This window comes from Aliiglaciecola lipolytica (genome assembly GCF_018860635.1).
Classification (GTDB): Bacteria; Pseudomonadota; Gammaproteobacteria; order Enterobacterales; family Alteromonadaceae; genus Aliiglaciecola; species Aliiglaciecola lipolytica_A.
On the sequence record NZ_JAHKPT010000004.1, the window covers coordinates 187,764 to 212,945 of the forward strand.

General features: G+C 40.1%; 25 protein-coding genes. 18 read left to right on the forward strand and 7 right to left on the reverse strand.

The window, feature by feature from the left end; genetic code table 11:
* Positions 1-12: 12 nt before the first annotated feature.
* Positions 13-606 carry a Maf family protein gene (locus KO530_RS01105; protein WP_303499881.1) on the reverse strand — a complete coding sequence of 198 codons (594 nt, stop codon included), beginning with the start codon at positions 604-606 and terminating at the stop codon, positions 13-15.
* Between the two features lie 108 nt (positions 607-714).
* Between KO530_RS01105 and yceD the strand changes: the two genes are divergently transcribed.
* The 18 genes from yceD (at position 715) to KO530_RS01195 (ending at position 17,672) form a co-directional block, all read left to right on the forward strand.
* Positions 715-1,248 carry a 23S rRNA accumulation protein YceD gene (yceD, locus tag KO530_RS01110; protein ID WP_216046541.1) on the forward strand — a complete coding sequence of 178 codons (534 nt, stop codon included), beginning with the start codon at positions 715-717 and terminating at the stop codon, positions 1,246-1,248.
* Between the two features lie 10 nt (positions 1,249-1,258).
* A complete protein-coding gene (gene rpmF / locus KO530_RS01115) occupies positions 1,259-1,429 on the forward strand; it encodes a 50S ribosomal protein L32 (RefSeq protein WP_216046542.1) in 171 nt (56 codons plus the stop codon).
* A gap of 2 nt (positions 1,430-1,431) precedes the next feature.
* On the forward strand, positions 1,432-2,463 hold the full coding sequence (gene plsX / locus KO530_RS01120) for a phosphate acyltransferase PlsX (protein WP_216046543.1): 1,032 nt from the start codon (positions 1,432-1,434) through the stop codon (positions 2,461-2,463).
* A gap of 3 nt (positions 2,464-2,466) precedes the next feature.
* Positions 2,467-3,426 carry a beta-ketoacyl-ACP synthase III gene (locus KO530_RS01125; RefSeq protein ID WP_216046544.1) on the forward strand — a complete coding sequence of 320 codons (960 nt, stop codon included), beginning with the start codon at positions 2,467-2,469 and terminating at the stop codon, positions 3,424-3,426.
* Positions 3,427-3,460: 34 nt separating this feature from the next.
* Positions 3,461-4,390, forward strand: a complete 930-nt coding sequence (gene fabD, locus KO530_RS01130; protein ID WP_216046545.1) for an ACP S-malonyltransferase — start codon at positions 3,461-3,463, stop codon at positions 4,388-4,390.
* A gap of 12 nt (positions 4,391-4,402) precedes the next feature.
* On the forward strand, positions 4,403-5,143 hold the full coding sequence (fabG, locus tag KO530_RS01135) for a 3-oxoacyl-ACP reductase FabG (RefSeq protein WP_216046546.1): 741 nt from the start codon (positions 4,403-4,405) through the stop codon (positions 5,141-5,143).
* 178 nt (positions 5,144-5,321) lie between these two features.
* Positions 5,322-5,561, forward strand: a complete 240-nt coding sequence (gene acpP / locus KO530_RS01140; protein ID WP_008844663.1) for an acyl carrier protein — start codon at positions 5,322-5,324, stop codon at positions 5,559-5,561.
* Between the two features lie 77 nt (positions 5,562-5,638).
* Positions 5,639-6,877 carry a beta-ketoacyl-ACP synthase II gene (fabF, locus tag KO530_RS01145; RefSeq protein WP_216046547.1) on the forward strand — a complete coding sequence of 413 codons (1,239 nt, stop codon included), beginning with the start codon at positions 5,639-5,641 and terminating at the stop codon, positions 6,875-6,877.
* Between the two features lie 86 nt (positions 6,878-6,963).
* Positions 6,964-7,797, forward strand: a complete 834-nt coding sequence (gene pabC / locus KO530_RS01150; RefSeq protein ID WP_216046548.1) for an aminodeoxychorismate lyase — start codon at positions 6,964-6,966, stop codon at positions 7,795-7,797.
* Positions 7,790-8,788 carry an endolytic transglycosylase MltG gene (mltG, locus tag KO530_RS01155; protein WP_216046549.1) on the forward strand — a complete coding sequence of 333 codons (999 nt, stop codon included), beginning with the start codon at positions 7,790-7,792 and terminating at the stop codon, positions 8,786-8,788. The genes pabC and mltG overlap by 8 nt, the downstream gene beginning before the upstream one ends.
* Positions 8,789-8,808: 20 nt before the next feature.
* Positions 8,809-9,447, forward strand: a complete 639-nt coding sequence (gene tmk, locus KO530_RS01160) for a dTMP kinase (RefSeq protein ID WP_216046550.1) — start codon at positions 8,809-8,811, stop codon at positions 9,445-9,447.
* The gene (gene holB / locus KO530_RS01165) at positions 9,432-10,319 is read left to right on the forward strand and encodes a DNA polymerase III subunit delta' (protein WP_216046551.1); all 888 of its coding nucleotides are present in this window, start codon (positions 9,432-9,434) and stop codon (positions 10,317-10,319) included. The genes tmk and holB overlap by 16 nt, the downstream gene beginning before the upstream one ends.
* Before the next feature lie 22 nt (positions 10,320-10,341).
* Positions 10,342-11,115 (forward strand): TatD family hydrolase, encoded by a 774-nt coding sequence (locus tag KO530_RS01170; RefSeq protein ID WP_216046552.1) that lies wholly within the window; start codon positions 10,342-10,344, stop codon positions 11,113-11,115.
* A 73-nt stretch (positions 11,116-11,188) separates the two neighbouring features.
* Entirely contained in the window at positions 11,189-11,962 is a 774-nt protein-coding gene (locus KO530_RS01175; protein WP_216046553.1) for a glycoside hydrolase family 75 protein, read from the forward strand.
* A gap of 47 nt (positions 11,963-12,009) precedes the next feature.
* Positions 12,010-12,855: a 5'-nucleotidase, lipoprotein e(P4) family gene (locus tag KO530_RS01180; RefSeq protein ID WP_216046554.1), complete on the forward strand. Its 846-nt coding sequence runs from the start codon at positions 12,010-12,012 to the stop codon at positions 12,853-12,855.
* 220 nt (positions 12,856-13,075) lie between these two features.
* The gene (locus KO530_RS01185) at positions 13,076-14,248 is read left to right on the forward strand and encodes a M14 family metallopeptidase (protein WP_216046555.1); all 1,173 of its coding nucleotides are present in this window, start codon (positions 13,076-13,078) and stop codon (positions 14,246-14,248) included.
* Between the two features lie 2 nt (positions 14,249-14,250).
* A complete protein-coding gene (locus KO530_RS01190) occupies positions 14,251-15,702 on the forward strand; it encodes an amidohydrolase (RefSeq protein WP_216046556.1) in 1,452 nt (483 codons plus the stop codon).
* Between the two features lie 86 nt (positions 15,703-15,788).
* On the forward strand, positions 15,789-17,672 hold the full coding sequence (locus KO530_RS01195; protein ID WP_216046557.1) for a DUF885 domain-containing protein: 1,884 nt from the start codon (positions 15,789-15,791) through the stop codon (positions 17,670-17,672).
* Positions 17,673-18,062: 390 nt separating this feature from the next.
* Here KO530_RS01195 and KO530_RS01200 read toward each other — a convergent pair whose 3' ends face one another.
* The 6 genes from KO530_RS01200 to KO530_RS01225 form a co-directional block, all read right to left on the reverse strand.
* Positions 18,063-20,597 (reverse strand): TonB-dependent receptor plug domain-containing protein, encoded by a 2,535-nt coding sequence (locus tag KO530_RS01200; RefSeq protein ID WP_216046558.1) that lies wholly within the window; start codon positions 20,595-20,597, stop codon positions 18,063-18,065.
* Positions 20,598-21,041: 444 nt separating this feature from the next.
* Positions 21,042-21,512: a YchJ family protein gene (locus KO530_RS01205; RefSeq protein WP_303499896.1), complete on the reverse strand. Its 471-nt coding sequence runs from the start codon at positions 21,510-21,512 to the stop codon at positions 21,042-21,044.
* A gap of 171 nt (positions 21,513-21,683) precedes the next feature.
* A complete protein-coding gene (locus KO530_RS01210) occupies positions 21,684-22,064 on the reverse strand; it encodes a hypothetical protein (protein ID WP_216046559.1) in 381 nt (126 codons plus the stop codon).
* A 62-nt stretch (positions 22,065-22,126) separates the two neighbouring features.
* Entirely contained in the window at positions 22,127-22,750 is a 624-nt protein-coding gene (gene msrQ / locus KO530_RS01215; RefSeq protein WP_216046560.1) for a protein-methionine-sulfoxide reductase heme-binding subunit MsrQ, read from the reverse strand.
* An 11-nt stretch (positions 22,751-22,761) separates the two neighbouring features.
* Positions 22,762-23,763 carry a protein-methionine-sulfoxide reductase catalytic subunit MsrP gene (gene msrP / locus KO530_RS01220; protein WP_216046561.1) on the reverse strand — a complete coding sequence of 334 codons (1,002 nt, stop codon included), beginning with the start codon at positions 23,761-23,763 and terminating at the stop codon, positions 22,762-22,764.
* Positions 23,764-23,858: 95 nt separating this feature from the next.
* Positions 23,859-25,178, reverse strand: coding sequence for an anti-phage deoxyguanosine triphosphatase (locus KO530_RS01225; protein WP_216046562.1), 1,320 nt, complete (start codon positions 25,176-25,178; stop codon positions 23,859-23,861).
* Positions 25,179-25,182: the final 4 nt, after the last annotated feature.

A 25,182-nucleotide genomic window follows, 5' to 3' on the forward strand; every position in this document is an offset into this window, starting at 1 on the left:
TTGTGAAATAATCTAAACTTGCGAGTTTAATGTAAGCACATCGATTTTAAATTCAGCTAATACATCGCATAGGGCAATCAGTGGCAGGCCAACTAAGCAATTCGGATCTCGCCCCTGTAATTGGGTAAACAGACTAATGCCTAAACCTTCGCATTTAAAACTACCGGCACAGTCAAAAGGGGCTTCTTTGGCAATGTAACTATCAATTTGCTTGTCAGTTAAGTCTCTAAAACTTACTTTGAATTCTTCTACTATAGATATTTGTTTTTTGCTGGCCGCCTCAATAACACTTAAACCGGTGTAAAATGTGACGTCTTTACCGCGGCATTGTTGCAATTGTGCTTTAGCGTTTTTAGCATTCCCTGGTTTTCCTAATATCTCATTATCCAAACTTGCGGTTTGATCCGAACCTATTATTAGTCCGCTATTATAATGCTCAGCCACTTCTTCAGCTTTTGCTTGCGCTAATCGTAACGACATCTGTTTCGCTGATTCATTAGGTTTACGGCTTTCAACAACATTTGGTTTGTGGCAAGTGAAATCGAGTTGCAGTTTATCAAGGAGCGCTTTACGATATATCGAAGTGGAAGCGAGTACAATTTTCACAATTTTCCGTTCTGTTAATAAAAAGTCTTAATTATTATAGGGAATAGGGTACTTTTAGCTATATTTTCCTTTGACTAACGGCTTTACAATCTATATTATGCGCGCCCTATGCAGAAAGTGAAATTGCCCAAGTTTATCGAACCAGTCAAAAGTGCTACAAAACGCTCTGATTATCAGGGTGTGATGATGACTTCTGACATGGCGCGTTTTCTTAGCGCAGTGGCCACCGCTGCTGATACTGTTGAAGCTGAAGTAAGATTCGATAAAGACGAGCAGGGTCTGAATTTTTTTCAAGGACAACTATCAACATCAGTGGAGCTTGTCTGTCAGAGATGTAATGAGCAATTTGCTCATTCAATTCACACATCATTTTGTTTTAGTCCGATTAGACGGAAAGCAGTTGAAACAGATGATGCAGTTGAATTGCCGGACATTTACGAACCGGTAGAGGTCAATGACCATGGAGAAATCAATCTACTGCAGTTGTTCGAGGATGAACTAATATTGTCTTTGCCTATTGTCGCCCTTCATGCAGAGGAGGATTGCAAAATAAAGCGGGATGAGATGCAGTTTGGTAAGATTGAACCGGCCGATGAACGTCCAAACCCTTTCGCGGTTTTGAAAGAACTTAAGCGAGACTAGGAGTAATGTAATGGCTGTACAAAAGAACAAGAAAACTCGTTCAAAGCGTGGTATGCGTCGTGCACACGATTCTTTGACTGGAGCGACTTTGTCTGTAGATTCAACTTCAGGTGAGACGCATCTTCGTCATCACGTGACTGTTGACGGTTACTACAAAGGCAAAAAAGTTATCGCTGACTAGCAATGACTTTTAGCCGTCTAACCATTGCGTTAGATATTATGGGGGGCGACAACGGCCCCCATGTAACTCTTCCTGCTGCTTTAAAAGCACTGCACGAAATTCCCCATTTGCATTTTATACTTTGTGGTGATGAACAAATCATTTCCAAAGTTATTAGCACCCAAAATAGATCAATCCAAGAACGTGTTGAAATTCAGCATTGCTCAGAACATGTTGCTATGGATGAAAGACCAAGTTCAGCCCTGCGAAATAAAAAAGATTCGTCCATGCGCCGTGCTTTGGAAAGAGTAGAGTGCGGTGATGCTGATGCATGCGTTAGTGCCGGTAATACTGGTGCGCTATTGGCTATTGCTTATCATGTGTTAAAAACCTTACCAGGTATTGACCGGCCAGCCTTAGTATCTGCATTACCCACTGATGATCATCATAAGTTGTTTCTATTGGATTTAGGGGCTAATGTTAATTGTGATTCAGAAACCTTATTTCAATATGCGGTTATGGGATCGGTTTTAGCACAGGAAGTCGCTGGAGTTGATAATCCAAGAGTGGCTTTGCTAAATGTTGGTGAAGAACAAATTAAAGGCAATGATCAAGTAAAATTTACTGCCCAGTTGTTACAACAAGCCCCAGGAATAAATTATACTGGTTTTGTCGAAGGTAATGATATCTTTACTAATTGTGCTGACGTTGTGGTAACTGATGGCTTTGTTGGCAATATCGCTTTGAAAGCTTGTGAAGGTTTAGCGACCCTTGTTTTAGAAGAAGCTAAGCGCGTATCCAATGAAAACTGGTGGACAAAATTATTAGCCAAAATAGCCCTTCCACTGTTAAGAAAAATCTATCGAAGGGTGAACCCCGACCAGTACAACGGCGCTAGTCTGATAGGATTGCGCGGAATTGTGGTCAAGAGCCATGGTAATGCTTCTTCGGATGCTTTCTTGTTTGCGATTAAGGAAGCTGAACAAGAAGTACAACGGCAAGTTCCGAAAAAAATAAAAGATAAAATTGAATCCGTTTTAATGGAGCGCTCTTAAAATATGTACTCAAGAATAATAGGTACTGGAAGTTATTACCCTGCAGAAGTTCGTACCAACGCAGATCTCGAGATGATGGTAGATACGACTGATGAGTGGATAACCGATCGAACGGGAATAAAAGAAAGAAGAATTATAGGAGCGGATGAAACTGCTGCAACAATGGGATATGAGGCATCGCTTAAAGCCATTGAAGCTGCAGGTATTGATAAACGCTCTATAGATATGATTGTGTGTGCCACGACAAGCGGACGATACGCTCTTCCTAGCACCGCCTGTGAAATACAAAAAGCATTAGATATTGACGGCATCCCTGCGTTTGATATCGCTGCTGCATGCGCTGGCTATTGTTATGCCCTGAGTGTTGCAGATCAATACATTAAAACAGGCATGGTTAAACGGGTTTTAGTTATTGGGACGGATTGTTTGTCTCGAATGATCAATCCCGAAGATCGATCAATGCTGATTTTGTTTGGCGATGCTGCTGGCGCAACACTGCTTGAAGCCAGTGAAGAGCCTGGTATTCTGTCAACTCATATTAATGCTGCTGGCTCCTACGGAGACTTGTTACAAATTGGACATGTTGAACATGGCAATGAACAATCTGTGCATGAAAACTGGGGTAGCATGAAAGGAAATGAAGTCTTTAGAGTCGCTGTCACTAAACTTAGTGAAGTCGTCGAGCTGACTTTAAAAGCAAATAATATGGAAAAATCGGATTTAGATTGGTTGGTTCCTCACCAAGCAAACTTCCGGATTATTAAAGCAACGGCCAAAAAGTTAGAAATGTCTTTGGACCAAGTTGTTCTAACCTTAGAAAATTACGGTAATACATCTGCTGCAACAGTGCCAACAGCACTAGATAAAGCAATACGAGATGGGCGTATACAAAGTGGCCAAAATCTATTGTTAGAAGCATTTGGTGGTGGATTCGCCTGGGCAGCAGCGCTCGTAAAATATTAATTACTTTTGTTTAAATACACCCAAGGTATGATTTATGACTAAACAAGCTTTTGTGTTTCCCGGTCAGGGATCTCAAACAGTTGGAATGTTAGCCGATCTGGCTGCGAAGTATCCACAAATTCAAACGACTTTTAGTGAAGCTTCTGAAGCCTTAGGTTATGATTTATGGGATTTAGTGCAACATGATGAAAATCAGCAACTGAATCAAACCCATATAACTCAGCCTGCGCTCCTTACAGCGAGCGTGGCAATCTACAGATTACTCATGGATTTAGGTTACGCCAAGCCAGACTATATGGCTGGGCATAGTTTAGGTGAATATTCTGCGCTAGTGTGTGCCGATGTGATTGGCTTAAAAGAAGCCGTCAAATTAGTCGAAGCTAGAGGACAATTCATGCAACAAGCTGTCCCAGCAGGTGAAGGGGCTATGTATGCCATCATAGGCTTGGCAGATGATTTAATTCTAGAAGCTTGTGAAAAGGCGCAACAACAAACTGGTGAAGTTGTTTCAGCGGTGAATTTTAATTCACCTGGACAAGTGGTTATCGCCGGAACTACCTCAGCTGCAGAAGTCGCAGCAAATTTGTGTAAAGAAGCGGGTGCAAAAAGAGCCTTACCACTATCGGTTAGTGTGCCTTCGCACTGCGCATTAATGAAGCCGGCAGCTGAAAAGTTAGCTGGGTTAATTGAGTCAATTGCATTTGCAGAACCGAGTGTTGCGGTCATTAATAATGTCGATGTAAATTCACCTAAAGACGCAAATAGCATTAAAGACGCACTTGTAAGACAGCTTTATTGTCCGGTCAGATGGACAGAGACTATTGAGTCTTTAGCTAGTCAAAATGTTGAAAAAATATACGAAGTCGGGCCGGGAAAAGTACTTATTGGTCTTATAAAACGTATCAATAAATCCATAGAAACAGACGCTTTGAACACGGTCGAATCAGTCCAAAATCTACTGTAATAGGGTATTAAAATGAACGATTTAAACGGAAAAGTTGCTCTGGTAACTGGGGCAAGTCGAGGTATTGGACGTGCTATCGCAGAGTCACTTGCAGAACAAGGAGCTGTGGTAATTGGCACAGCCACATCTGATAAAGGTGCTGACTCAATTACTGAATACCTGTCTAAATTCGGTGGTCAAGGTCTAACGTTAAACGTAACTGATCAGGCATCTCTTGATGAAGTATTAGCTAAAATTAAAGAAAATCATGGCGAAATCGATATTTTAGTGAATAATGCAGGTGTGACACGTGATAATTTGCTGATGCGAATGAAAGATCAGGAATGGGAAGATATTATAAATACTAACCTAACTCCAATTTTTAAACTGACTAAAGCGGTTTTACGTGGCATGATGAAAAAACGCAATGGTAGAATCGTCAATATTGGTTCAGTTGTTGGAACCACTGGTAACGCAGGGCAAGCAAACTACGCTGCAGCTAAAGCGGGTGTGATAGGTTTTAGTAAATCTACAGCACGTGAAGTTGCTTCACGAGGCATCACAGTAAATGTTGTCGCGCCAGGTTTTATTGATACAGATATGACAAAGTCATTGACTGACGAGCAAAAAGAAGCCATTTTTAAAGATATTCCAGCTAACAGATTAGGTTCGCCAAAAGAGATTGCCGCGGCTGTTAGCTTTTTAGTAAGTGATAATGCTGCTTACATTACGGGTGAAACTATCCATGTAAACGGCGGTATGTATATGGGCTAATAGACATATTAAACAGTCATGCTTTTTAAGGTTGATTGATAATATATTGTTTATTAGACTAATTTGATTCGGTGGTTTGACCAGATAAAAAGTTAATTGTCTTGCTTGCAAGACAGAGGCTAGCTGAATAAACTACCGGAAATTTAAACTCTAGCTACTTATAGGGAAAACTAGAATCATGAGTAACATCGAAGAGCGCGTTAAAAAAATCATCGTCGAGCAATTGGGCGTTAAAGAAGAAGAAGTAAAAGCTGAAGCGTCATTTGTGGATGATTTGGGTGCAGATTCATTAGACACTGTTGAATTGGTAATGGCTTTGGAAGAAGAGTTTGATACTGAGATTCCTGATGAAGAAGCTGAGAAAATTACTACAGTTCAATCTGCAATCGACTACGTTAACGCTAATAAAGACGCGTAAGATACTCCTATAAACGGCTCAATCTGGGCCGTTTTCTTCTTTATACTTAAAATAATGAATTTTATGCGGAGGCCTATGTGTCTAAACGTCGCGTAGTAGTAACTGGTCTTGGCATGCTGACACCATTAGGTGGAGACACCAACACTACATGGGAAGGCATTTTACAAGGTAAAAGTGGAATAGGTCCCATCACATCATTTGATACATCTGATTTTAGCACTCGGTTTGCCGGTGAGATTCAAGATTTTGATGTGGAAAGTTATATCCCCAAGAAAGAAACAAAAAAGATGGACCGCTTTATTCAATTAGGAATAGCCGCGGGAAAACAAGCCTTAGCCGACTCGAAGTTAGAAATAACAGCTGAAAATGCGAAAAGAGTAGGTGTGGCAATTGGTTCCGGTATCGGTGGTTTAGGCCTTATCGAAGAAAACCATAAGAAAATGTTAGCCGGTGGTCCACGAAAACTAACTCCTTTTTTTGTTCCTGCCACTATTACTAATATGATTTCAGGCTTCTTATCTATTTTTGAAGGACTGAAAGGCCCAAATTTAAATATTGTTACCGCTTGTACTACCGGCGTACACAATATTGGTATAGCAGCTCGCACTATCGCTTATGGTGATGCCGATGCAATGTTAGCAGGCGGTGCCGAGTCTTCAATTTCACCTTTGGGATTAGGTGGATTTGCAGCAGCAAGAGCATTATCAACACGCAACGATGACCCGACTAAAGCTAGCCGCCCTTGGGACAAAGACCGAGATGGTTTTGTTATGGGTGAGGGTGCAGGGGTTGTTATGCTTGAAGAGTACGAACAAGCTGTGGCTAGAGGTGCTACCATTTATGCCGAGTTAGTTGGTTTTGGTATGAGCGGTGATGCCTACCACATGACTTCTCCTCCACCTGATGGTGAAGGTGCAGCAGCTGCGATGGAAAATGCATTAAACGATGCCAATCTACCGGCTACGGAAATCGGTTATATTAATGCTCATGGTACTTCTACACCTGCAGGTGATAAGGCTGAAGTCGCTGCGGTAAAACGTATTTTCGGTGCTGCTGCAGATAAAGTTCTGGTCAGTTCAACTAAGTCAATGACAGGTCATTTACTTGGTGCGGCCGGTTCAGTAGAGGGAATCTTTACGCTGTTAGCCTTGCGTGATCAGATTGCGCCTCCCACAATCAACTTGGATAATCCAGGTGAAGGTTGTGACTTAGACTTTGTTGCTAATACGGCAAGAAAAGTTAGTATGGAATATGCACTGTGTAATTCGTTTGGTTTCGGTGGTACTAACGGTTCTTTGTTATTTAAAAGAATGTAGTATCATTTTAAATTGAATTATTGCTTAGCACATTCAATAGTTTAAGATTAAGCCCAGTTCTTACTGGGCTTTTTTGTTGGTAAAAAATGATTATCGAACTTTCCTCTAATGACCGTATATCAAGCAGCGATAGGATTGCAACCTATGGTGACGGTTGTTTTACGACCATGTGTGTAACAAATAATAAAATTGAACTGTTAAATGCACATATAGCGAGATTAAAAGAGGGGTGTGCTCGATTAAAAATCGATTTTACAAATTGGCATAGTTTGCAAGGTAAGCTTGAACAGTTTGGGTTAATTCATGAAAACCGGGTTGTAAAGGCAGTCATTTCCAGAGGGTATGGAGGCCGAGGTTATGATACCGCTGGAGTCACGTCGCCACACTGCTATTTGAGTGTTTCTGACATGCCTAAACACTACGCAGATTTAAGTCGACAAGGTTTGACGCTAGGGTTAAGCACTATCCAACTGGCTAAACAACCTTTATTAGCCGGTATTAAACATTTAAATCGATTAGAACAAGTATTAATTAAACACGAAATGCGAAACATGCAGGTTGATGATGTTATTGTGTGTGACACAGATTCGCATGTTATTGAGTGTAGCGCAGCGAATCTGTTTTGGCGCAAAGGAACACAGTGGTTTACACCAAACTTAGATAATTGCGGTGTTTCCGGCGTTATGCGTAACCATATTGTTAATGTAATGGGGAAATCTAAGGTGCCTTTGGCCATATCAAATCATCCTTTGCAGTCGTTACTCGATTGCGATGAAGCATTTATATCCAATAGCCTTATGAAAATTATCAAAGTCAAAACCTTCGTTATTGACGGACAAAAATTAATGTTAGATAGCACTCAAAGTGTCTTTTCTGATTGGTTCAGTACCAATCAACACGAGGTAGTTTTAAATGAGTAGGTGGTTAAAGTTTTTATTAGCGACCATAGTGTTAAGTTTTGCTGTCATGATTGTATTGGTGTATCAGATAAACACCGCGTTTAACAACCCGTTGAATATAGTGGGTAGTCAAATTTTGGTGGTCGAAAAAGGACAATACGCCCACTCCGTAATAAATAAGTTATATGAACGCTCAATACTAAAGCATCCGGTGCTTATTAAAGCTGCATTAAAACTCGAACCAGAACTAAGTCAAATCAAAGCCGGAACCTATGAGTTGAGTTTAGGAATGAGCGCGCGCAATATGTTTGATAAATTATCCAGAGGATTGGAAAAAACCTATCAAATAAGCTTAATTGAAGGCCTACGTTGGCAAGATTGGTTAGTGCAATTAAACAATCACCCGCATTTAATCAAATCAACAAAAACTGACGAGCAATGGCTGGAGATGTTGTCCCCTGATTTACCGGGTCAGTCTATAGAAGGATGGCTATTGGCAGATACATATCACTTTACCAATGGCACCAAAGTAGAAGACATTGTAAAAACGGCCCATGTAGCATTAAAAAACTACTTAACCAGTGCATGGCAAACCAGACAAATGGATTTACCCTACAATAATCCTTACGAGGCATTAATTATGGCTTCGATTGTGGAAAAGGAAACAGGGGTGCCAATTGAACGTCCAAGAATCGCTGCGGTCTTTGTTAATCGGCTCAATCGTGGAATGCGTTTACAAACAGACCCTACTGTAATCTATGGAATGGGCGATGCATTTGATGGTAATATTAGACGCAAAGATCTGAGACAAGCTACTCCTTATAATACGTATGTTATTAAGCGATTACCTCCAACGCCCATAGCAATGCCAAGCAAACTAAGTATCGATGCCGTATTGCACCCATTGTATACAGAAGAATACTATTTTGTGTCCAAAGGTGATGGCACCCATTATTTCTCAGAAACCTTAAAAGAACACAACCGAGCCGTAAGGCAATATCAACTTAAATAGAAGTAAAAGTAACTAATTGAATGTCTGGTAAATTTATTGTTATTGAAGGCCTAGAAGGTGCGGGTAAAAGCAGCGCAATCGCCACGGTCAAAGAACTGCTCGAACTATCGGGATTAGAGGTGGTTTGTACCCGTGAACCTGGTGGTACGCCTATGGCTGAATCTATTCGTGAATGTGTAAAACATGCTTGGCAGGAAAAAGTGACAATTGAAGCCGAATTGTTATTAATGTATGCCGCTCGTGTGCAATTGCTTGAAAATGTCATCAAACCAAATTTAGCCCAAGGGCGTTGGGTGATTGGTGATCGTCACGATTTATCTTCTCAAGCCTATCAAGGTGGCGGACGAGGTATTTCAAGCCAAAAGATGACTACCTTAAGTCAATTATCATTGAATGGCTTTAAACCTGACTTTACGTTGTATTTGGATGTTGAGCCAACTGAAGGCTTGAAACGAGCTAGAGGCAGGGGAGAGCTTGATAGAATAGAGTTGGAAGACATTTCTTTTTTTGAGCGGACCAGAAATCGATATCTACAATTGTGTGAGCAAGATGACAGCATTTTCACAATCAATACAATGCAGAAAATCGAATTGGTACATCGAGATATTAAGACGGCTTTAACGACCTTTTTAAAGGATCAATCGTGTACCCTTGGTTAGATGAAACCTATCGACAACTTAGTCAACGTGCGCAAAATAGTAGTTTGCATCATGCTCTTTTAGTTAAGGGACCGGTGGGAATTGGCAAAACCGATTTCTGTAATCAATTAGCTAAATCCATTTTATGTAAAAGTCTCTCAAACAAGCCTTGTGGGAGTTGTCAATCTTGTACACTTTTCGATGCACAATCGCACCCTGATTTGCATCGCGTTGTATCTGAGAAACAAATTGGTGTGGATCTGATTCGTGTTGCGATTCAAAAGCTGACTAGCACAGCCCATCTATCGGGTAATAAGACGTTAATTATAGAGCAGGCAGAAAGCATGACTGAGTCTGCTGCAAATGCACTTTTAAAAACCTTAGAAGAGCCCACGGAAAATACATTTTTATTTTTAGTTTCCGCTTATCCTGAACGCTTATTGCCTACGATTATCAGTCGTTGCGAAAAAGTCAATTTGCACGCGCCGAGTTTTCAGCAGTGTAAACAGTGGTTAGCCTCCCAAAATGTTGCAGGTGTTAACGACGATATAATTCGTATTTATGGTCAATGCCCATTAAAAATCATTTCTCAGCTGGCCAATAAAGAAGGTTTTACTTTTACTGATTTCACGCAGTCTTTAGATGAGTTAAAAAAAGCACAAACCAGCACTTTAGCACTCGCAGAAAAGTGGCAAAAAGAAGCAGAACAAGTGGTTTTATGGCTGCAATATGATTTGTCACAACTAGCAATGACGGGACTGCATAATAGCTTGTTATGGAAGCTAGAAGATAAATTAATAAAAGCCTCAATTGCTTTGCAAAATCCCGGCGTGAATCGTTTGTTGATATTATCTGATATGTTGACGGATTATCGTCGGTTAATTAGCCAATAAAAAATTATAAGAGGAGTTATTTTTGTTTGTTGATTCCCATTGTCATTTAGACAAATTAGACAAAACAAGCGCAGAACTTAAAGAGGTTATTCACTTTGCTAAACAGCGCGGAGTTGAACACTTTCTATGTGTGGCTGTGTCGGTAAAAGACTTCCCACAAATGTTATCTAAAGTCACTGAACTTGATGACGTTTCTGTATCCTGCGGAGTTCATCCACTGCATCAAGAAGATGCATGCAGTTATGCCGACTTATTAGCCATGGCGTCAAGACCCGAGGTGGTGGCTGTGGGTGAAACTGGTTTAGACTACTTCTACAGTAGCGACACCAAAGAGGTACAGCTGGTATCTTTTGTTGATCATATAAAAGTTGCCAACGAGTTATCGAAACCACTGATTATTCATACTCGTGATGCCCGTGAAGATACTTTAGCGTTGTTACGAGAACACAAAGCTGAACATACTAAAGGCGTTCTGCACTGTTTTACTGAATCTTTAGAAATGGCGGAAGCTGCTATTGAAATGGGCTTTTATATTTCGATTTCAGGAATAGTTACGTTTAAATCTGCTCAAGAGCTGCAAGCAGTAGTGAAAGCATTGCCATTAAACAAGTTGTTAATTGAAACTGATTCACCATGGTTGGCTCCAATACCTTATCGTGGCAAACAAAATCAACCTGGTTATGTGGTCGAAGTGGCCGAATTTATCGCTCAACTTAAAGGCGTGAGTGTTGAAGAACTAGCAGCGGTGACAACTCAAAACTTTTACGATTTGTTTGATGGAATAACCCGTAGATAAACAATAATCTCTGATAAGGCTAGTTTAGACTATAGTTTGTACTTAAATTATTTAGCGTTAGGAGTAGTTTCAGTTGAAAAATCGTTTAAAAACGTTCCTAGTCTGTTTATCAAAACCATTTTTTTTAGTTCATGCAGTAGAGTGTGACTTTGATTCTTGGCAAAATTACCAACAAGAAAAGTTGTTACTTAATTCATCTAAGTCAGCCTTTATTTTTCAAACTGAACATAAAGCCATAGACGCTGACGGTGCGCCAAACGCTTATCACCCCGATAATACGGGGTTAGATAATTATTTAAATGCAGGCTATCCAAACCATAGTTGGTGGAATTCTGTTTTAGTTCAAGATCCAAATGATCCAACAAAGCCCTATATTCAAGAAGATGGTGAGTTTGCGGGCTATTTTATATCCAAAACGTCTTTGTTTGATAAAAATAAAGATATGTTGGACGTGTCTCGATATGTTGATGCAACCAAAATTCCGTATTTAGTTTTTCCCGGTAAATTTTACAGTAAAAAAGGGACAGGCCGCCTAGGTGATATTGGCATGGCTTTTAACCTCAAATCCGGTGAAAGTAGTGCCTTTGTAGTGGCAGATGTGGGTCCTTCGAACGCCAGTTTGGGAGAGATATCTATGGCTTTAGCCGAAAATCTTGGTGGAACGAATGTAAATCCACGAAATGGGGCTGGCAGCCCAAAAGGAAATATTCTCTACGTATTATTCCCATATTCGTCGAAAAAATATCCTTGGCCATTAGATATTGAAGAAATACATAGTGTTGGCAAAGAGTTAGTAGAATCGGTTGGTGGTGCCGAAAGTCTTTTGGCTTGTTCAGCATCAATGTAAAGGTGCCATTACGATGGTAAATAGAAGATAGTTAGGAGTTTTTGTAGATGCGATTTTTAGTAGGTCTTTTTAGTCTTGCCGTGGTTGTGAGTCTTAGCGGTTGTGTGGTGATCCATAAGGAATCATCAGTCGATACCACTAATGAGTTAACCAATTTGAATAGTACTTTGTGGATGCAAACCTCTGCAGAATACCAAGCAAACGCGCTACAAACCTATAAAGCGGCAGAGCTGCAATTAACCAATGCGTTAAATGATACAAGTTGGACTTCAGCCGTAGAACAACAAAATAATTATGCTAATTTACCACCAGCTATTGTATTAGATATAGATGAAACAGTGCTCGATAACTCACAGTTTCAAGCTGATATGATTTTGCATAATCACACCTATGACTCAAAAAAATGGGATCAATGGGTGGCGATGCAAGCCGCACCAGAGATTCCAGGAGCAGTGGCATTTATCAACCATGCTCAACAAATGGGTATAGAGATTATTTATATTACCAACCGAGAATGTAAGGCCAGAAAAAGTGTTTCAGATAGCTGTCCACAAAAGCAGGAAACCATAAATAACCTAAAGAATGTAGGCATAAAACAGGTTAATGCTAAGCAATTATTTCTAAAAAAAGAAAAATCAACTTGGAGTTCTGAAAAACAATCAAGACGTGAATTGGTTGCACAGTCCTATCGTATCATCATGTTGATCGGTGATGATCTAGGCGACTTTTTACCGAATGTGAAATCTGCTATTTCATCAACTACGCGAAAAGAATTAGTCACTCAATACCAAGATAATTGGGGAGTGAAATGGTTTGTTTTAGGCAATCCTACTTATGGTTCATGGATACAGGTTTTAGACAAACCAACACTTCAAAACCTCAAGGGACTTTGATTGTTAGTTAGTCACAAAATCGATGTGGTATTCATTTTAAATTTACGCACGAATGTGCCTAAGCTCTAAATTAACCATCGTTGACCATAAATTTCCTAATTATGGCTTTTGTACACTTTCGTTACAGAGCCATATTAGCCATTAAATTTTAACCTTTAATACTAAATATAAAATAACCATGCTTAGATTATCCTACCTGCGTTTACCTTATGGAGAATTCATGTTTCGAATACTACTAGTTATATTGGCTTTTGCTCCCGTTATCGCCAACGGTTGCGAATTTGAGGAGCTGTCTTTTTCAGCTAATTTTGAATCAGGACGTTTAGATAATTGCGAATTAAATCAAAGCGGGCAATACGTGCTAACTTTTATGCCTGAAGATAAGACCGTCAACCCCAGTCCTTGGTATTATTTTAGTGTTCAAACAAAGGTGCCTAAAACCGTAAATATATTATTAACCTTTGAAGGATATACACCCAGGTACCTTCCTAAAGTCAGCAAAGATCAAGTTAACTGGAATGGTTTAGCATTTGATACAAATGAGCAGGGTATGTTAGTTGAACTTGATGTTAGTTCAACACCAACCTATGTTGCAGCTCAACGACCCGTTCCCAATGATGCTTACACAACTTGGCTCAAATCAGCGGGTAATAAATTTAACATACAAGCCTTTAGTTTAGGCAACTCTTCTGAAGGTCGTGCTATTTCAGCTTTCGTATTGGAAAATAAAGATAATACCGAATGGGTTGTTTTTATTGGCCGTCAACATCCACCTGAAGTAACTGGGGCGGTGGCAATGTTTTCTTTTTTAGATGAATTCCTAACCACTACAGCTAGCCAAAAAGCATTTCTATCTCGTTTTAATGTGTTGGTTGTGCCTAATTTAAATCCTGATGGTGTTGCGAATGGGCATTGGCGACATAATCTTGGTCATAAAGATCTTAATCGGGATTGGAATACCTTCTCGCAACCTGAAACCAAAGCGGTGAAAACATATTTAGATAAGATCACCCAAGGCGGCGGTAAAATAGTGATGGGAATGGACTTCCACTCAACTTATAACAATGTTTTTTACAGCATTCCGATGGAAGAAAATATTGCTCCTACATCTTTGGTAATAGATTGGTTAGCCGCACTGCAAGAAAAAACCAAAGGTGTATTTAAAGTGGTTGATAAACCCGGCACATCTCCTGGAAAAGGGGTTTTTAAACAATTTATTGCCGACACTTATAAAGTACACGGTGTGACATACGAAGTGGGTGACAATGAACCGGATGAAAAAACCCGCTATGTTGCTAGGCATGCTGCCAATACGTTGATCAGTACTCTTATTGCCACGGCACCAGAATCTTTTTATATCGATAACTGCAAACAAACTAACTGCGAGAAATAATCATGAAAAAAATAGTTAACCAGGGAATAGCAGCAAGTTTATTGTGTGTAATAACTAGTTTTGCAAATGTTGCACTGGCACAAAACCAAGAAGATGTAACGTCCACTAACAAATACCAACCGGTAATGAAACAAATTGCTAAGACCATGTGGGAGTCACCTGAATTAGGCTTTCTTGAGCATAATAGTAGTGCGCTGATGCAAAAAGTACTGACTGAACGCGGATTCACCGTAAAAGCAGGGATCGCAGGAATGCCAACTGCTTTTGTTGCACAATACGGTGAAAGTGGACCAGTAATTGGTTTACTCGCTGAAATGGATGCGCTTCCAGGAATGGGAGTCAATAATACACCTGATAAACAGCCGATTGTAAGTAATGATTATGTACATGATGGACATGCTTGTGGCCACAACTTGTTTGCAGGTGGCGTAATTGGATCTGCGTTGGCGCTAGCTGATTATTTAGATGAACACCCTAAACAAGGTCGGATAAAAGTGTTTGGCACGCCAGCTGAGGAGGGCGGTTCTGGTAAAGTGTATATGGTGAGGGAAGGTTTGTTCAATGAGGTGGACGTTGCCTTACATTGGCATCCATCGGATAGCACAACAGCAGCTCCGTATACTTCACTGGCCAACAAAAGCGGTAAGTTTCGTTTCTATGGCGTAGCGGCACATGCTGCCGCGGCACCTGATAAAGGGCGTTCTGCGTTAGATGGAGTGGAAGCTATGAACATGATGGTAAATTTAATGCGGGAGCATGTTCCAGACGGCACTCGTATTCACTATGTTATTACCCATGGTGGCACAGCGCCAAATATTGTTCCTGAGTTTGCCGAAGTATATTACTACGTCCGCTCTCCAGAACCTGCGGTGGTATTATCTCTGTGGGATAGAGTCACTAATGCGGCAAATGGTGCTGCACTTGGTACCCAAACCAAAGTAGAGGTCGAAGTTACCGGTGGTGTATGGAGTGTGCTTCCTAACGTTGCCTTATCTAGGTTAGCCGACCAAGCTATCTTAGCTGCCAAACCTATTGAATTATCCAAAGATGAACAACAATTTGCTAAAAAAATCAGTCAAACCTTAAACCATTCTTTTAGTGATGATGAGCACAGCACGGCGCTTCCATTTAGTGAAAAAATTACTGTATGGTCAGCTTCTACCGATGTGGGTGATGTTAGTTGGCAGGTGCCTACCGTAGGAATCTCAAGTGCTACCTGGGTAAGAGGAACACCCCCCCATACTTGGCAAGCTTCAGCAATGAGTGGTACAGGTATCGGATATAAGGGCATGTATTTAGCCAGTGATGTATTAACGAAAACCGCAATCAGTTTGTTCGCGGATCCTGATAATCTTAAAGCAGCGAAAAAAGAATACCTTGAAAGAAAAGACTCGTTGAAATATAAGTCTATGATTGGTGATCGTGCTCCAGCTCTCGAATATAGAAAAAAATAAGTGCTAATAGCTGTATTAAGCTAATTTTTTAGGATAGAGAAAAGTAAATACTTCTCAAAAGTAAACCCAAAGCAAGGGAAGAAAATATGAAATTATTCAAAATATGCATCACAACAGCAATGACACTTAACTTAGTGGCTTGTTTTAGTAATCCTCAAATGCCAGAGAGTAAGCAAGACGTTAAATTAGTAGTTCAACAACAAACTAATCAAGACGAAACGGCTGCATTTTTAGCCTTGATGGACAAACAAACTAAAGCGTTATTGCAGCGCACACCAACACTGGCGACAACCTTAGGTGTTTCGGAAGAATATTTCGGGGGGGGCTTTAACCACAAACTTGCAGACTATTCCGTTGAAAATATTGCCAATTCAAAAGTTTTACGAGATTCAATGGAAGCTGAATTATTGAAAATTGACCGTTCACTATTAGTTGGAACTGCGGCAACGACTTATGATGTTTTAGCTAATGCCATTGCAATGACAAAACGATTTGAACCCTATGTATTCGGCGCATTTGATCCACTTTCAATTTATACCCCCTATTCAATAACTCAGTTAACGGGTATACACATAGACTTACCAAGATCCCTTCAAACTGAACAGCCACTAAATAATAAAGCGGATGTAGAAAACTATCTGACGAGATTGAGTTTGTTAGAAGAAGCGTTTACAGATATGGCTGATGTTGTGGGCTTAGATGCCAAACACGGTGTAATCCCACCTAAATTTGCCATTGAAGGTGCGTTAAATGTGATCAATGGCATGACGAGTTCCATTCCCGCTGAAAACCCACTAGTAGTGGTGTTAGATAACCGTTTAAAATCGGTGGAAGGTATTAGTGATGCAGAGCGCGCAGACTATGTTAAACGTGCTCAAAAAATCACATTGGAAAAAGTCTATCCAGGTTATGCCAGACTTCACCAAGCACTTACTGCCACTTTAGCCTCAGCACAAAGTGAACCAGGTATTTGGGCGCTGCCCGATGGTGAAAAACGCTATGATTTAGCGCTGCAAAACTTTGGTGCTGGCGATTTGAACGCCGAACAAATTCATCAACTAGGGTTAAACGAAGTTGCACGCATTAAGGCTGAACTAGATTTACTCCTAAAGTCTGTCGGTTACTCGCAAGGCGATGTTATCGAAAGAGTCATTAGCTTGTCAGAAGATCCTGCCAATTTATATCAAAATACCGATGAAGGGCGAAATACGTTGTTGAACGATCTCAACTTACAAATGCGAGAAGTAGAATTATTACTGCCTAATATTCTTAACACCATTCCAAAGGCCGAAGTTGAAGTTCGTCGTATATCAATTTATGAACAAGACAACTCTCCTGGTGGTTATTATACCTCACCAAACCTAGACGGTTCTCGCCCAGGTATTTTTTGGATCAACTTAAAGGACACGGCTGACTGGCCAATCCTTTCGTTACCGACTTTGGTTTATCATGAAGCCAGCCCTGGTCACCACCTACAAGTGAGTATCGCTCAGGAAATTGACGATATGCCTATGATTCGGAATATGCTGTGGTTTAGCGCATATGGTGAAGGTTGGGCGCTCTATGCAGAATTACTTGCTAAAGAACTGGGCTTATACGATGACGATCCTCTAGGTGATATTGGTCGATTGCAATCAGATCTTTTTAGGTCCGCTCGACTCGTGGTAGACACGGGAATCCATTACAAGAAGTGGAGTAGAGAACAGGCAATTGACTGGATGTACAAAAATACTGGGCAAAGTGTCGCATCCATAACCAGAGAAGTAGAGCGCTATGCTGTCATGCCAGGACAAGCGACCTCTTATAAATTGGGGCAAATTCGTATTCTTGAATTACGTAAATTGGCTAAAGAAAAATTGGGAGATAAATTTTCTTTGCCAGAATTTAACGATCAAATACTTATCCATGGCGCGGTTAACTTAACTGTATTGACAGATAATATACATGCATGGATAGATTCAAAAATCTAAATTTGTATATGCAAGAATTAAAATCTTGTATTGCTACTCGAAGAACATTGATCATTTCAGTTTGCTTGAAATGATCAATGGTATTCTAAATAAACACCTTTGTTCACACACCATCGAAAGCGAAACAATAAGAAAGGTTACTTTTATAGAAAAGCCCCCTTAGAAAATCAGTTTCAGATTTGACGGGATATGTGTGGGCGAAAAATTGCTTACCTCTATACTGGGTGATTAGCTCGGTCAATTAAAGTCGGTATGATTTTGTCTGCCCAGAAACACAATGGATTAAACAGAAAAACCATAAAAAAGTGGATACAGCATTCACTGTATCCACTTATATTCTCGCGTTTCAATCTCATTTTGCTGTTCAGCAAAAGTCACTCATTGAAAAAATTAGAAAGTAACTGAAACTTTACCGTAGACAAAACGGCCTGAGAAACCAAACGGTGAAAAGCCAGAGTATGGGAACAATCGTGAAAAGGTGCTTACTTCATCGACTAATTCACGGGTAGTATCAGGGTATACATCAAACAAGTTATTTGCCCCTAAGGTAAGGGTTAGATTGTCGGATACGTCATAACTGACATCCAAGTCTGTCACCCATTTGTTAGGTAATACTTCATTTGTTGCCGGATCTGTTGATGGCTCTTGAGTTTCCCCATAACGAGTGGTTCGCAATGTGGCATGCCATTCATCCATACTCCAAACTGCACTTAGGTTAAGTTTGGTTTTAGGCGAGCCAACTTCAAAACGACGTAACTCTACATCTGAAAATAAGTTGTCTTGATCAAAGCCTGCACCGGCTAACACATCTGGCGGATCTATGATGTCGGTAACTTCGTTTTTATTGTAGTTAAAGCCCGCATTAAAGGCGATATCTCCCCAGTTTTGAATGTCAGTGTTATATGAAACCACTACATCCACACCTGAAGTTTCACTATCAATAGCGTTTAAAAAGAAGCGTGCACGGTTAGCGCCTGTACCTGCTAACAAGGCTTCAATTTCCGCACCTGATAGGTTGTTAGATAACACGATACGATCATCAATTTTAATGTTGTAATAATCAACAGACACACTCACGTTAGAATCAGGAGACCAGGTGATACCTGCTCCGTAGTTTACTGATTCTTCAGCATCTAGACCCGGCGAACCAAGGGCTATTGCGACATCACTGCTAGGTGAGAAAGTACCGGTTTCGGTTGGTTCACCGTCAACAAAGACTGTCGCGATTGAGGTGAAATACTGTTGTTGTAGAGATGGCGCTCTAAACCCCGTTGATACAGATGCGCGAAGTGCGATGTCTTCGGTAAGCGTATAACGGGTAGCGATTTTACCATTCACTGTTGAACCGAAATCAGAATAATCCTCATAACGTGCAGCTACAGTCACGTTCAGGTCATCGGTTACATAGGCCTCTAAATCCACATACAAACTGATATTGTGGCGGCTGTTGTCACCAGCTGATTCAGGAGTAAACCCTGGGAATACTTGCGAGCCTGCTGCACCATCGAATTCACCTTGGATATAGGATGCTTCTTCACCGGCTTTAATTTCGTAACCTTCGTGGCGATACTCTGCGCCTAACGCTACGTTAACCCCACTGGCTAATCCATCTACGTCAACTTCTCGACTTAGGTCGATATTTAAAGTGAACTGGTCGTAAATTAGAGTTCCTGCATCAAATTCTGTCTGGCTAGTTGGCCCAAGAGATGTATTTAAACTATTGATTACCCCAAATTTAAATTCATCTTCACCGTAAACTGCTGATACATCATAATTCCAATCGCTCAAATCACCTTTTATACCAGTGGCCAATGAATAATCATTTATATCTGAAGTGATAATAGGTAAAAATCCATCTGGGTAAATAGATTCAATATTGCGGCTATCTTGTGCTCTACGATAAAATCCACCGCCTTCACCTTCTCGGGTACTGTATGAGCCAAAGGCATATAATTCAGCTTCTGCATTCAATGTTAGGCCGGCATTCACAAATACGGCCATATCTTCTACGTCACCATTACCAAAATTATGATTGTAGCGATCCCAGGTCAGTTCGCGAGGGTCGAGTGAACCGTCTTCCAAGCGCGCGTAGTTTTCGCGAGTATCGTAGTCAGAACGATTACTTGCACTGCGGTCGCGAAATTCAGCTGAAATATTAATAAAGCCGTCATCTCCAAGCTCTAAACCAATATTACCTCTTAGCGTCGTAGTTTGCCCATCAGTTAATTCGCGATCGCCGCCTTCAGTAAAGCTTAAATTACCGTCTTCACCAATGCCTACATCGTTTAAATCAGGAACGCCGTCCATAGTGGTTACGTTGGCACCATAGGTCACTGATGCTGAACCACCGCTGCTCGCACTTTTTAAAACAATATTGATGACACCGGCAATAGCATCGGAGCCGTACTGCGCAGCTGCGCCGTCTCTTAATACTTCAATACGTTCAATCGCATTAGCTGGTATTGCATTTAAATCAACAGCTGAGGAACCACGTCCTGTAGAGCCATTTAAATTAAGCAAAGCGTTAGAATGGCGACGCTTACCGTTAACCAAAACCAACGTGTGGTCAGGTGCTAGACCACGCAGTTGTGCAGGGCGAACGTGATCTGTGCCATCTGTTAATGAAGGCTGAGGAAAGTTAAAACTTGGCAGCAAACTGCCTAAGATCATATTTGTTTCTGTTTGACCGGTTGTGTTGAGGGCATCGCCACCAATAATATCGATAGGAACTGGACTATCTTCCACTGTTCGTCCTAGACGACGAGAACCTATGACACTGATCTTTTCTACCGAATTATTCGCTGATTGATCTGACTGTTGCTGAGCAAAAGTGGGTGAGGCTGTAAAAATTGCTGTTGAAGCACTCATCATTAACGCGACTTTTAACCAATGTTCTTTGGCTTTGAATATAGGTGTTTTTTTCATGTATGTTATGTCCTGATGTTTAATATGAAATAACCCTGCGCTGTATTTTTGATATCTATTCTCTATTTTGAGGCTCAAATTATTATTATTGTGGCAGTGGTCGTTTATGATCTTAGACTGTTAAAATCTAACTGCAAATACTTATTGCACTAAACGTCAAATCAGAGCGATTTTTATCTGTATTTTTCTCAAAATTTGACAAAGACTAATTTTTAACCAATTAAATCAACGGAATAACATAAAGGTAAATGCAATGGGACATAAAGTGGCAGCGCAATATTGAGCATCAATAGTTGCAACTATTTATAAAAATATAGAAACTTAAATAGTAATTTTAGAGTGACTTTAGAATTACTTTAATGGCTGTCTGTTAGTTAGTCTCAAATTGAAACTGTTAGACAATGATTCTAATGACTAAATGATGTTAGCGAGTAATTCACTGGGTTACCCCATGCAACATTTTTTATACTTTTTTCCGCTTCCACATAGACACTGATCATTTCGATTTAGCTGGACTTGACCGGTATCGTCTTTTATTTCTCCGTCAACATAGACCCAGTGTTCATTTTCTAACATAAAGTTAGATACTTCATGAAGTAAATAAAATGTCTTGTCCGAACGAGAATAAGCTTTAAATTCTACAATGTTTTCACTTGGGCAATTAACAATCTCAAGGGACAGCCACTGTGTCTCATTGTCACTTTGCTGGAGATCTTTAATAGATAGGTTTTGGCGGGAGGCTTTAGCGTATGTATCTAAAATATATTGGTAATTATTTTTGGCATAGGCGCTATACCGTGAACGCATTAATTGTTCAGCAGTATCAGGGTATTTTGTTTTTGAAATAAAAGGTCTACAACAATTTTCAAAGGACTCGCCACTACAACAGGGGCATTCATGATTACTATTCAGCACAGCTTAAACAACTCTATGATATTCAGGTACATCTTAAATCTAATCTAGTATTGAGTAACAAACAATAGCTTACGAAAAACAACACTGTGAGTATTTGCGGTAAGCAAATGAGTCTCTTAGTATTATCCCTCAACTTTTAATGCTTGACGCAAGCTCAGTGCGCCACAAACATTAATGCCAAGGACCAATTATTAAATTATCTGGTAGCTTGGAGTCTAAGGTTAAATTAATCAAGGTTATAAAGTTTTGCTCGCAAAGGGATTTAATTTTAGCTGTACGAATATCATCAACTGGCAGATTTTCTACAAATAAAACTGAACATTGACCAGCAAGTACAATTTTCTCTAGCCAATTGAACAAAGTATCTTGTGCTGGTTTGTTTAATCGAATGGCCTTATCAAATTTACCTGAAAAGCTAACGCGGTCAGAAATTAAATACATCCACTTAGCATCAGATAGCTCGTTAAGACCATAATGAGCCATATAGTTTTGATAATGCAATTGATTATTGCTGGGTAAACATTGTTGTTGTGTTAAATCTACCTGTGCCATGAACTACCTCAATAGTGTATTAATATACAGTGGTAGTATATACAGTAGTACTGTATATATGTTCATGCAAGTGTTTTTTTACATTTTTTAATCAATTGAATAAATTTTTGTTTCCGGAAAAACAACAGAAGCAACAATAAAGCCCAGTAAATTAAAGGTTGAAGGATGTCTGACTTGACCGACCAAATGTAATGGAATGCGATTAAAATTGCTGCGATATACACAAAATTGTGAAGGGTTTGCCATGTTTTACCTAATTTACGCTGGGCCCATGTAGTGGAGGTCATTGTGAGTAATAACAAAATGACAAAAGCAATAAACCCAACTGTTATGTAGGGGCGTTTTATGATTTCCGAAATAACAAGTTGCCAAGCTAGTTGTAGTTCAAAAAGTATATAACTCAGGAAATGCGTTAAGGCATACACAAACGCATAAAGCCCGATCAACCTGCGCACTCTAATTAATGCAGCTATCCTGAATCGTTTTGCTAAGGGCGACACAAGAAGTGAAATCAGCAGCAAATTAAAGGCGCTAATACCGGTAAAATGCAGAAGCTCTTTAACTGGATCTCCGCCAAGCTGATCAATAAAGCCTTGATAAAAAGCCCAAATTAAAGGCACTAATGCAGCCAGGTGAATTGCCACTTTTAGCCAAAATATACGTCTATTGGTTAATTTTAATTTCACTTAAACATCACTTAAAAGAACTGTCTTAGATCCATACCTTTATAGAGATGGCTAACTTCGTCATAGCCATTGAATGGTAAAGTTGGCGTACGGGTTTGATTAAATAAACCACCACTAGTAATTCTTCGCTCACTTGCCTGACTCCAACGGGGATGAGAAACGGCTGGATTCACATTCGCATAAAACCCGTATTCGTTGGCCGCTAGCTTTTGCCATGTGGTTGGCGGTTGCTTGTCGGTCAACTTGATTCGTACGATAGATTTGATACTTTTAAAGCCGTATTTCCATGGCACTACGAGTCTAATTGGTGCACCGTTTTGTGGTGGTAAGGTTTCACCGTATAGCCCAACCGATAATAACGCTAATGGATGTAATGCTTCGTCCATTCGTAAACCTTCAACATAAGGAAAATCAATTCCGCCGCCAATAAAGCGACTTTTTTGACCAGGCATTTGTTTAGGATCATCTAAGGTTTCAAAGGCGACATATTTAGCAGAACTAAGGGGATTAGCAAGCTTGATCAAACTAGCTAAAGGAAAACCTATCCACGGTATGACCATTGACCAAGCTTCAACGCACCTAAGACGGTAAATTCGTTCTTCCAGTGGAAATAGTTTAGTCAGAGCATCGTAATCTAGGGTGATTGGCTTTTCGACCAAGCCATCTACGCTTAACGTCCAAGGTTCAACTTTGAATTTTTGGGCATTTTCCTTAGGATCCGATTTAGCGGTTCCAAATTCATAAAAATTATTATGAGAGGTAACTTTGTCCAATGGTGTCAGTGTTTCTGAAGTACTAAACTGAGTCGATTTAGTAAATGACAAGGGCTTGGTTTCGAATCCTTCTTGATCATTAGAAAACCAACCTAATGCGCGGGCGGGTTGGCTAGCAAGTAGGGCACTTGTGCCTAAAAATCCCATTGCCTTCAACATGCTTCTGCGCTGCTGATAAATTGCTTTGGGTGTTACCTGACTTTCAGATTCATCACTATTTTTGGGAATTTTTATTAACATTAACCATCCAATATATTCAAACTACGCTTCGCTTATACGTATAGAAAGAAGAATTGGATAAAAAGTTGCAATGTTTTTAATAAAAAGACAATTGTTTAACCGCTAAATTGATCGTTAATGCTGCCAGACTTGGGTAAAAACAAAGTGCTGTAGAGTTTAGATGCAAAACCATCGGTCATGCCAGATATGTAATCTGCAATAACCCGGTTTCCATTATTTTCTAACTCTGCTGCTCGCCATCGAACTCTTGTGTTCTCTGGTAATAGCCGAGCTGGATCGGACTGAATGGCCTCAAACAGTTCCATCACAATCTGTTGTCCTTTATATTCTATTAATTGAATATCCGGCTTACGAATAACGCGGTTAAATACAAATGTCTTGAACAATCCTAACGCCTTATGACAAGAGATAGGGAACGCCGCGTCATACGCTAATAGGGGTTCATCAAAGTGTTCTGTTTTGGGAACGATCTCGATGGAGGTGATAAACGCGTTTACTAACGCACCAATGGCGTCTTTACGTTGATGGTGATATTCACTAAATAGTTTGTTAGTGATTGAATCTATATTTTCAGATAAAACGAAATCCGTTAAATCTTTAATTTTTGCAGTAACTTCTTGTTGGAATTGCTCACGGTGAATGATTCCCATGACAATAGCATCTTCAAGATCGTGAATACCGTAGGCGATATCATCAGCCAATTCCATTATGGAGCAATCAAATGTTTTGAAGCGTGTTTTACTGTGTTTATCGTCAAACTGATTAAAGACTACAAATTTATTTTTATCGTTCTCAGACAATGGCTCTAACAGCCAATTAAACATTTCCGTATCACAAGTGTATAAACCCTTGGGTGGATGCCATAGATCGGCTTTAACTTGGCGATGAGGCACTTGATCTGTTTCGATCCGCTGATTGGTAAGATTATCGATAAAGTTGGGATACTTAACTAAACCTAACATAGTGCGACGACTCAGATTCATGCCATGTTCTAATGTGTATGGTTCTAATTTTCCGACAATTCTAAAGGTTTGCCCATTGCCTTCAAAACCACCATGTTTGTACATTTTATAATGTAACGCCACTTCGCCACCATGCCCAAAGGGTGGGTGTCCAATGTCATGGGCCAAACAGAGTGCTTCGATTAGCTGTTCATTTACATCAAGTTGCTGGGTAAGTTCTGGGTATTTATTGCGGAGTTGTGCTGTTATGCCCTGACCAATTTGTGATGCTTCTAGCGAGTGAGTTAATCGCGTTCGATAAAAATCACTCATGCCCACACCTAAAACTTGGGTTTTAGCCTGTAAACGTCTAAATGCAGCAGAATGTAATATTCTCGCTTTGTCTCGTTGATAGGGATTTCGATGATCGCCTGTGCGAATAGATTGATTTGATTCTCTTCTTTGGGTCCACATCTAA

Coding starts and splice junctions, on each gene's coding strand:
- KO530_RS01125 (WP_216046544.1), top strand. CDS start 2,467: ATGTACTCAAGAATAATAGGTACTGGAAGTTATTACCCTGCAGAAGTT.
- rpmF (WP_216046542.1), top strand. CDS start 1,259: ATGGCTGTACAAAAGAACAAGAAAACTCGTTCAAAGCGTGGTATGCGT.
- KO530_RS01195 (WP_216046557.1), top strand. CDS start 15,789: ATGAAATTATTCAAAATATGCATCACAACAGCAATGACACTTAACTTA.
- acpP (WP_008844663.1), top strand. CDS start 5,322: ATGAGTAACATCGAAGAGCGCGTTAAAAAAATCATCGTCGAGCAATTG.
- pabC (WP_216046548.1), top strand. CDS start 6,964: ATGATTATCGAACTTTCCTCTAATGACCGTATATCAAGCAGCGATAGG.
- KO530_RS01200 (WP_216046558.1), bottom strand. CDS start 20,597: ATGAAAAAAACACCTATATTCAAAGCCAAAGAACATTGGTTAAAAGTC.
- KO530_RS01190 (WP_216046556.1), top strand. CDS start 14,251: ATGAAAAAAATAGTTAACCAGGGAATAGCAGCAAGTTTATTGTGTGTA.
- KO530_RS01210 (WP_216046559.1), bottom strand. CDS start 22,064: ATGGCACAGGTAGATTTAACACAACAACAATGTTTACCCAGCAATAAT.
- yceD (WP_216046541.1), top strand. CDS start 715: ATGCAGAAAGTGAAATTGCCCAAGTTTATCGAACCAGTCAAAAGTGCT.
- fabD (WP_216046545.1), top strand. CDS start 3,461: ATGACTAAACAAGCTTTTGTGTTTCCCGGTCAGGGATCTCAAACAGTT.
- msrP (WP_216046561.1), bottom strand. CDS start 23,763: ATGTTAATAAAAATTCCCAAAAATAGTGATGAATCTGAAAGTCAGGTA.
- KO530_RS01225 (WP_216046562.1), bottom strand. CDS start 25,178: ATGTGGACCCAAAGAAGAGAATCAAATCAATCTATTCGCACAGGCGAT.
- KO530_RS01185 (WP_216046555.1), top strand. CDS start 13,076: ATGTTTCGAATACTACTAGTTATATTGGCTTTTGCTCCCGTTATCGCC.
- KO530_RS01180 (WP_216046554.1), top strand. CDS start 12,010: ATGCGATTTTTAGTAGGTCTTTTTAGTCTTGCCGTGGTTGTGAGTCTT.
- mltG (WP_216046549.1), top strand. CDS start 7,790: ATGAGTAGGTGGTTAAAGTTTTTATTAGCGACCATAGTGTTAAGTTTT.
- plsX (WP_216046543.1), top strand. CDS start 1,432: ATGACTTTTAGCCGTCTAACCATTGCGTTAGATATTATGGGGGGCGAC.
- tmk (WP_216046550.1), top strand. CDS start 8,809: ATGTCTGGTAAATTTATTGTTATTGAAGGCCTAGAAGGTGCGGGTAAA.
- fabG (WP_216046546.1), top strand. CDS start 4,403: ATGAACGATTTAAACGGAAAAGTTGCTCTGGTAACTGGGGCAAGTCGA.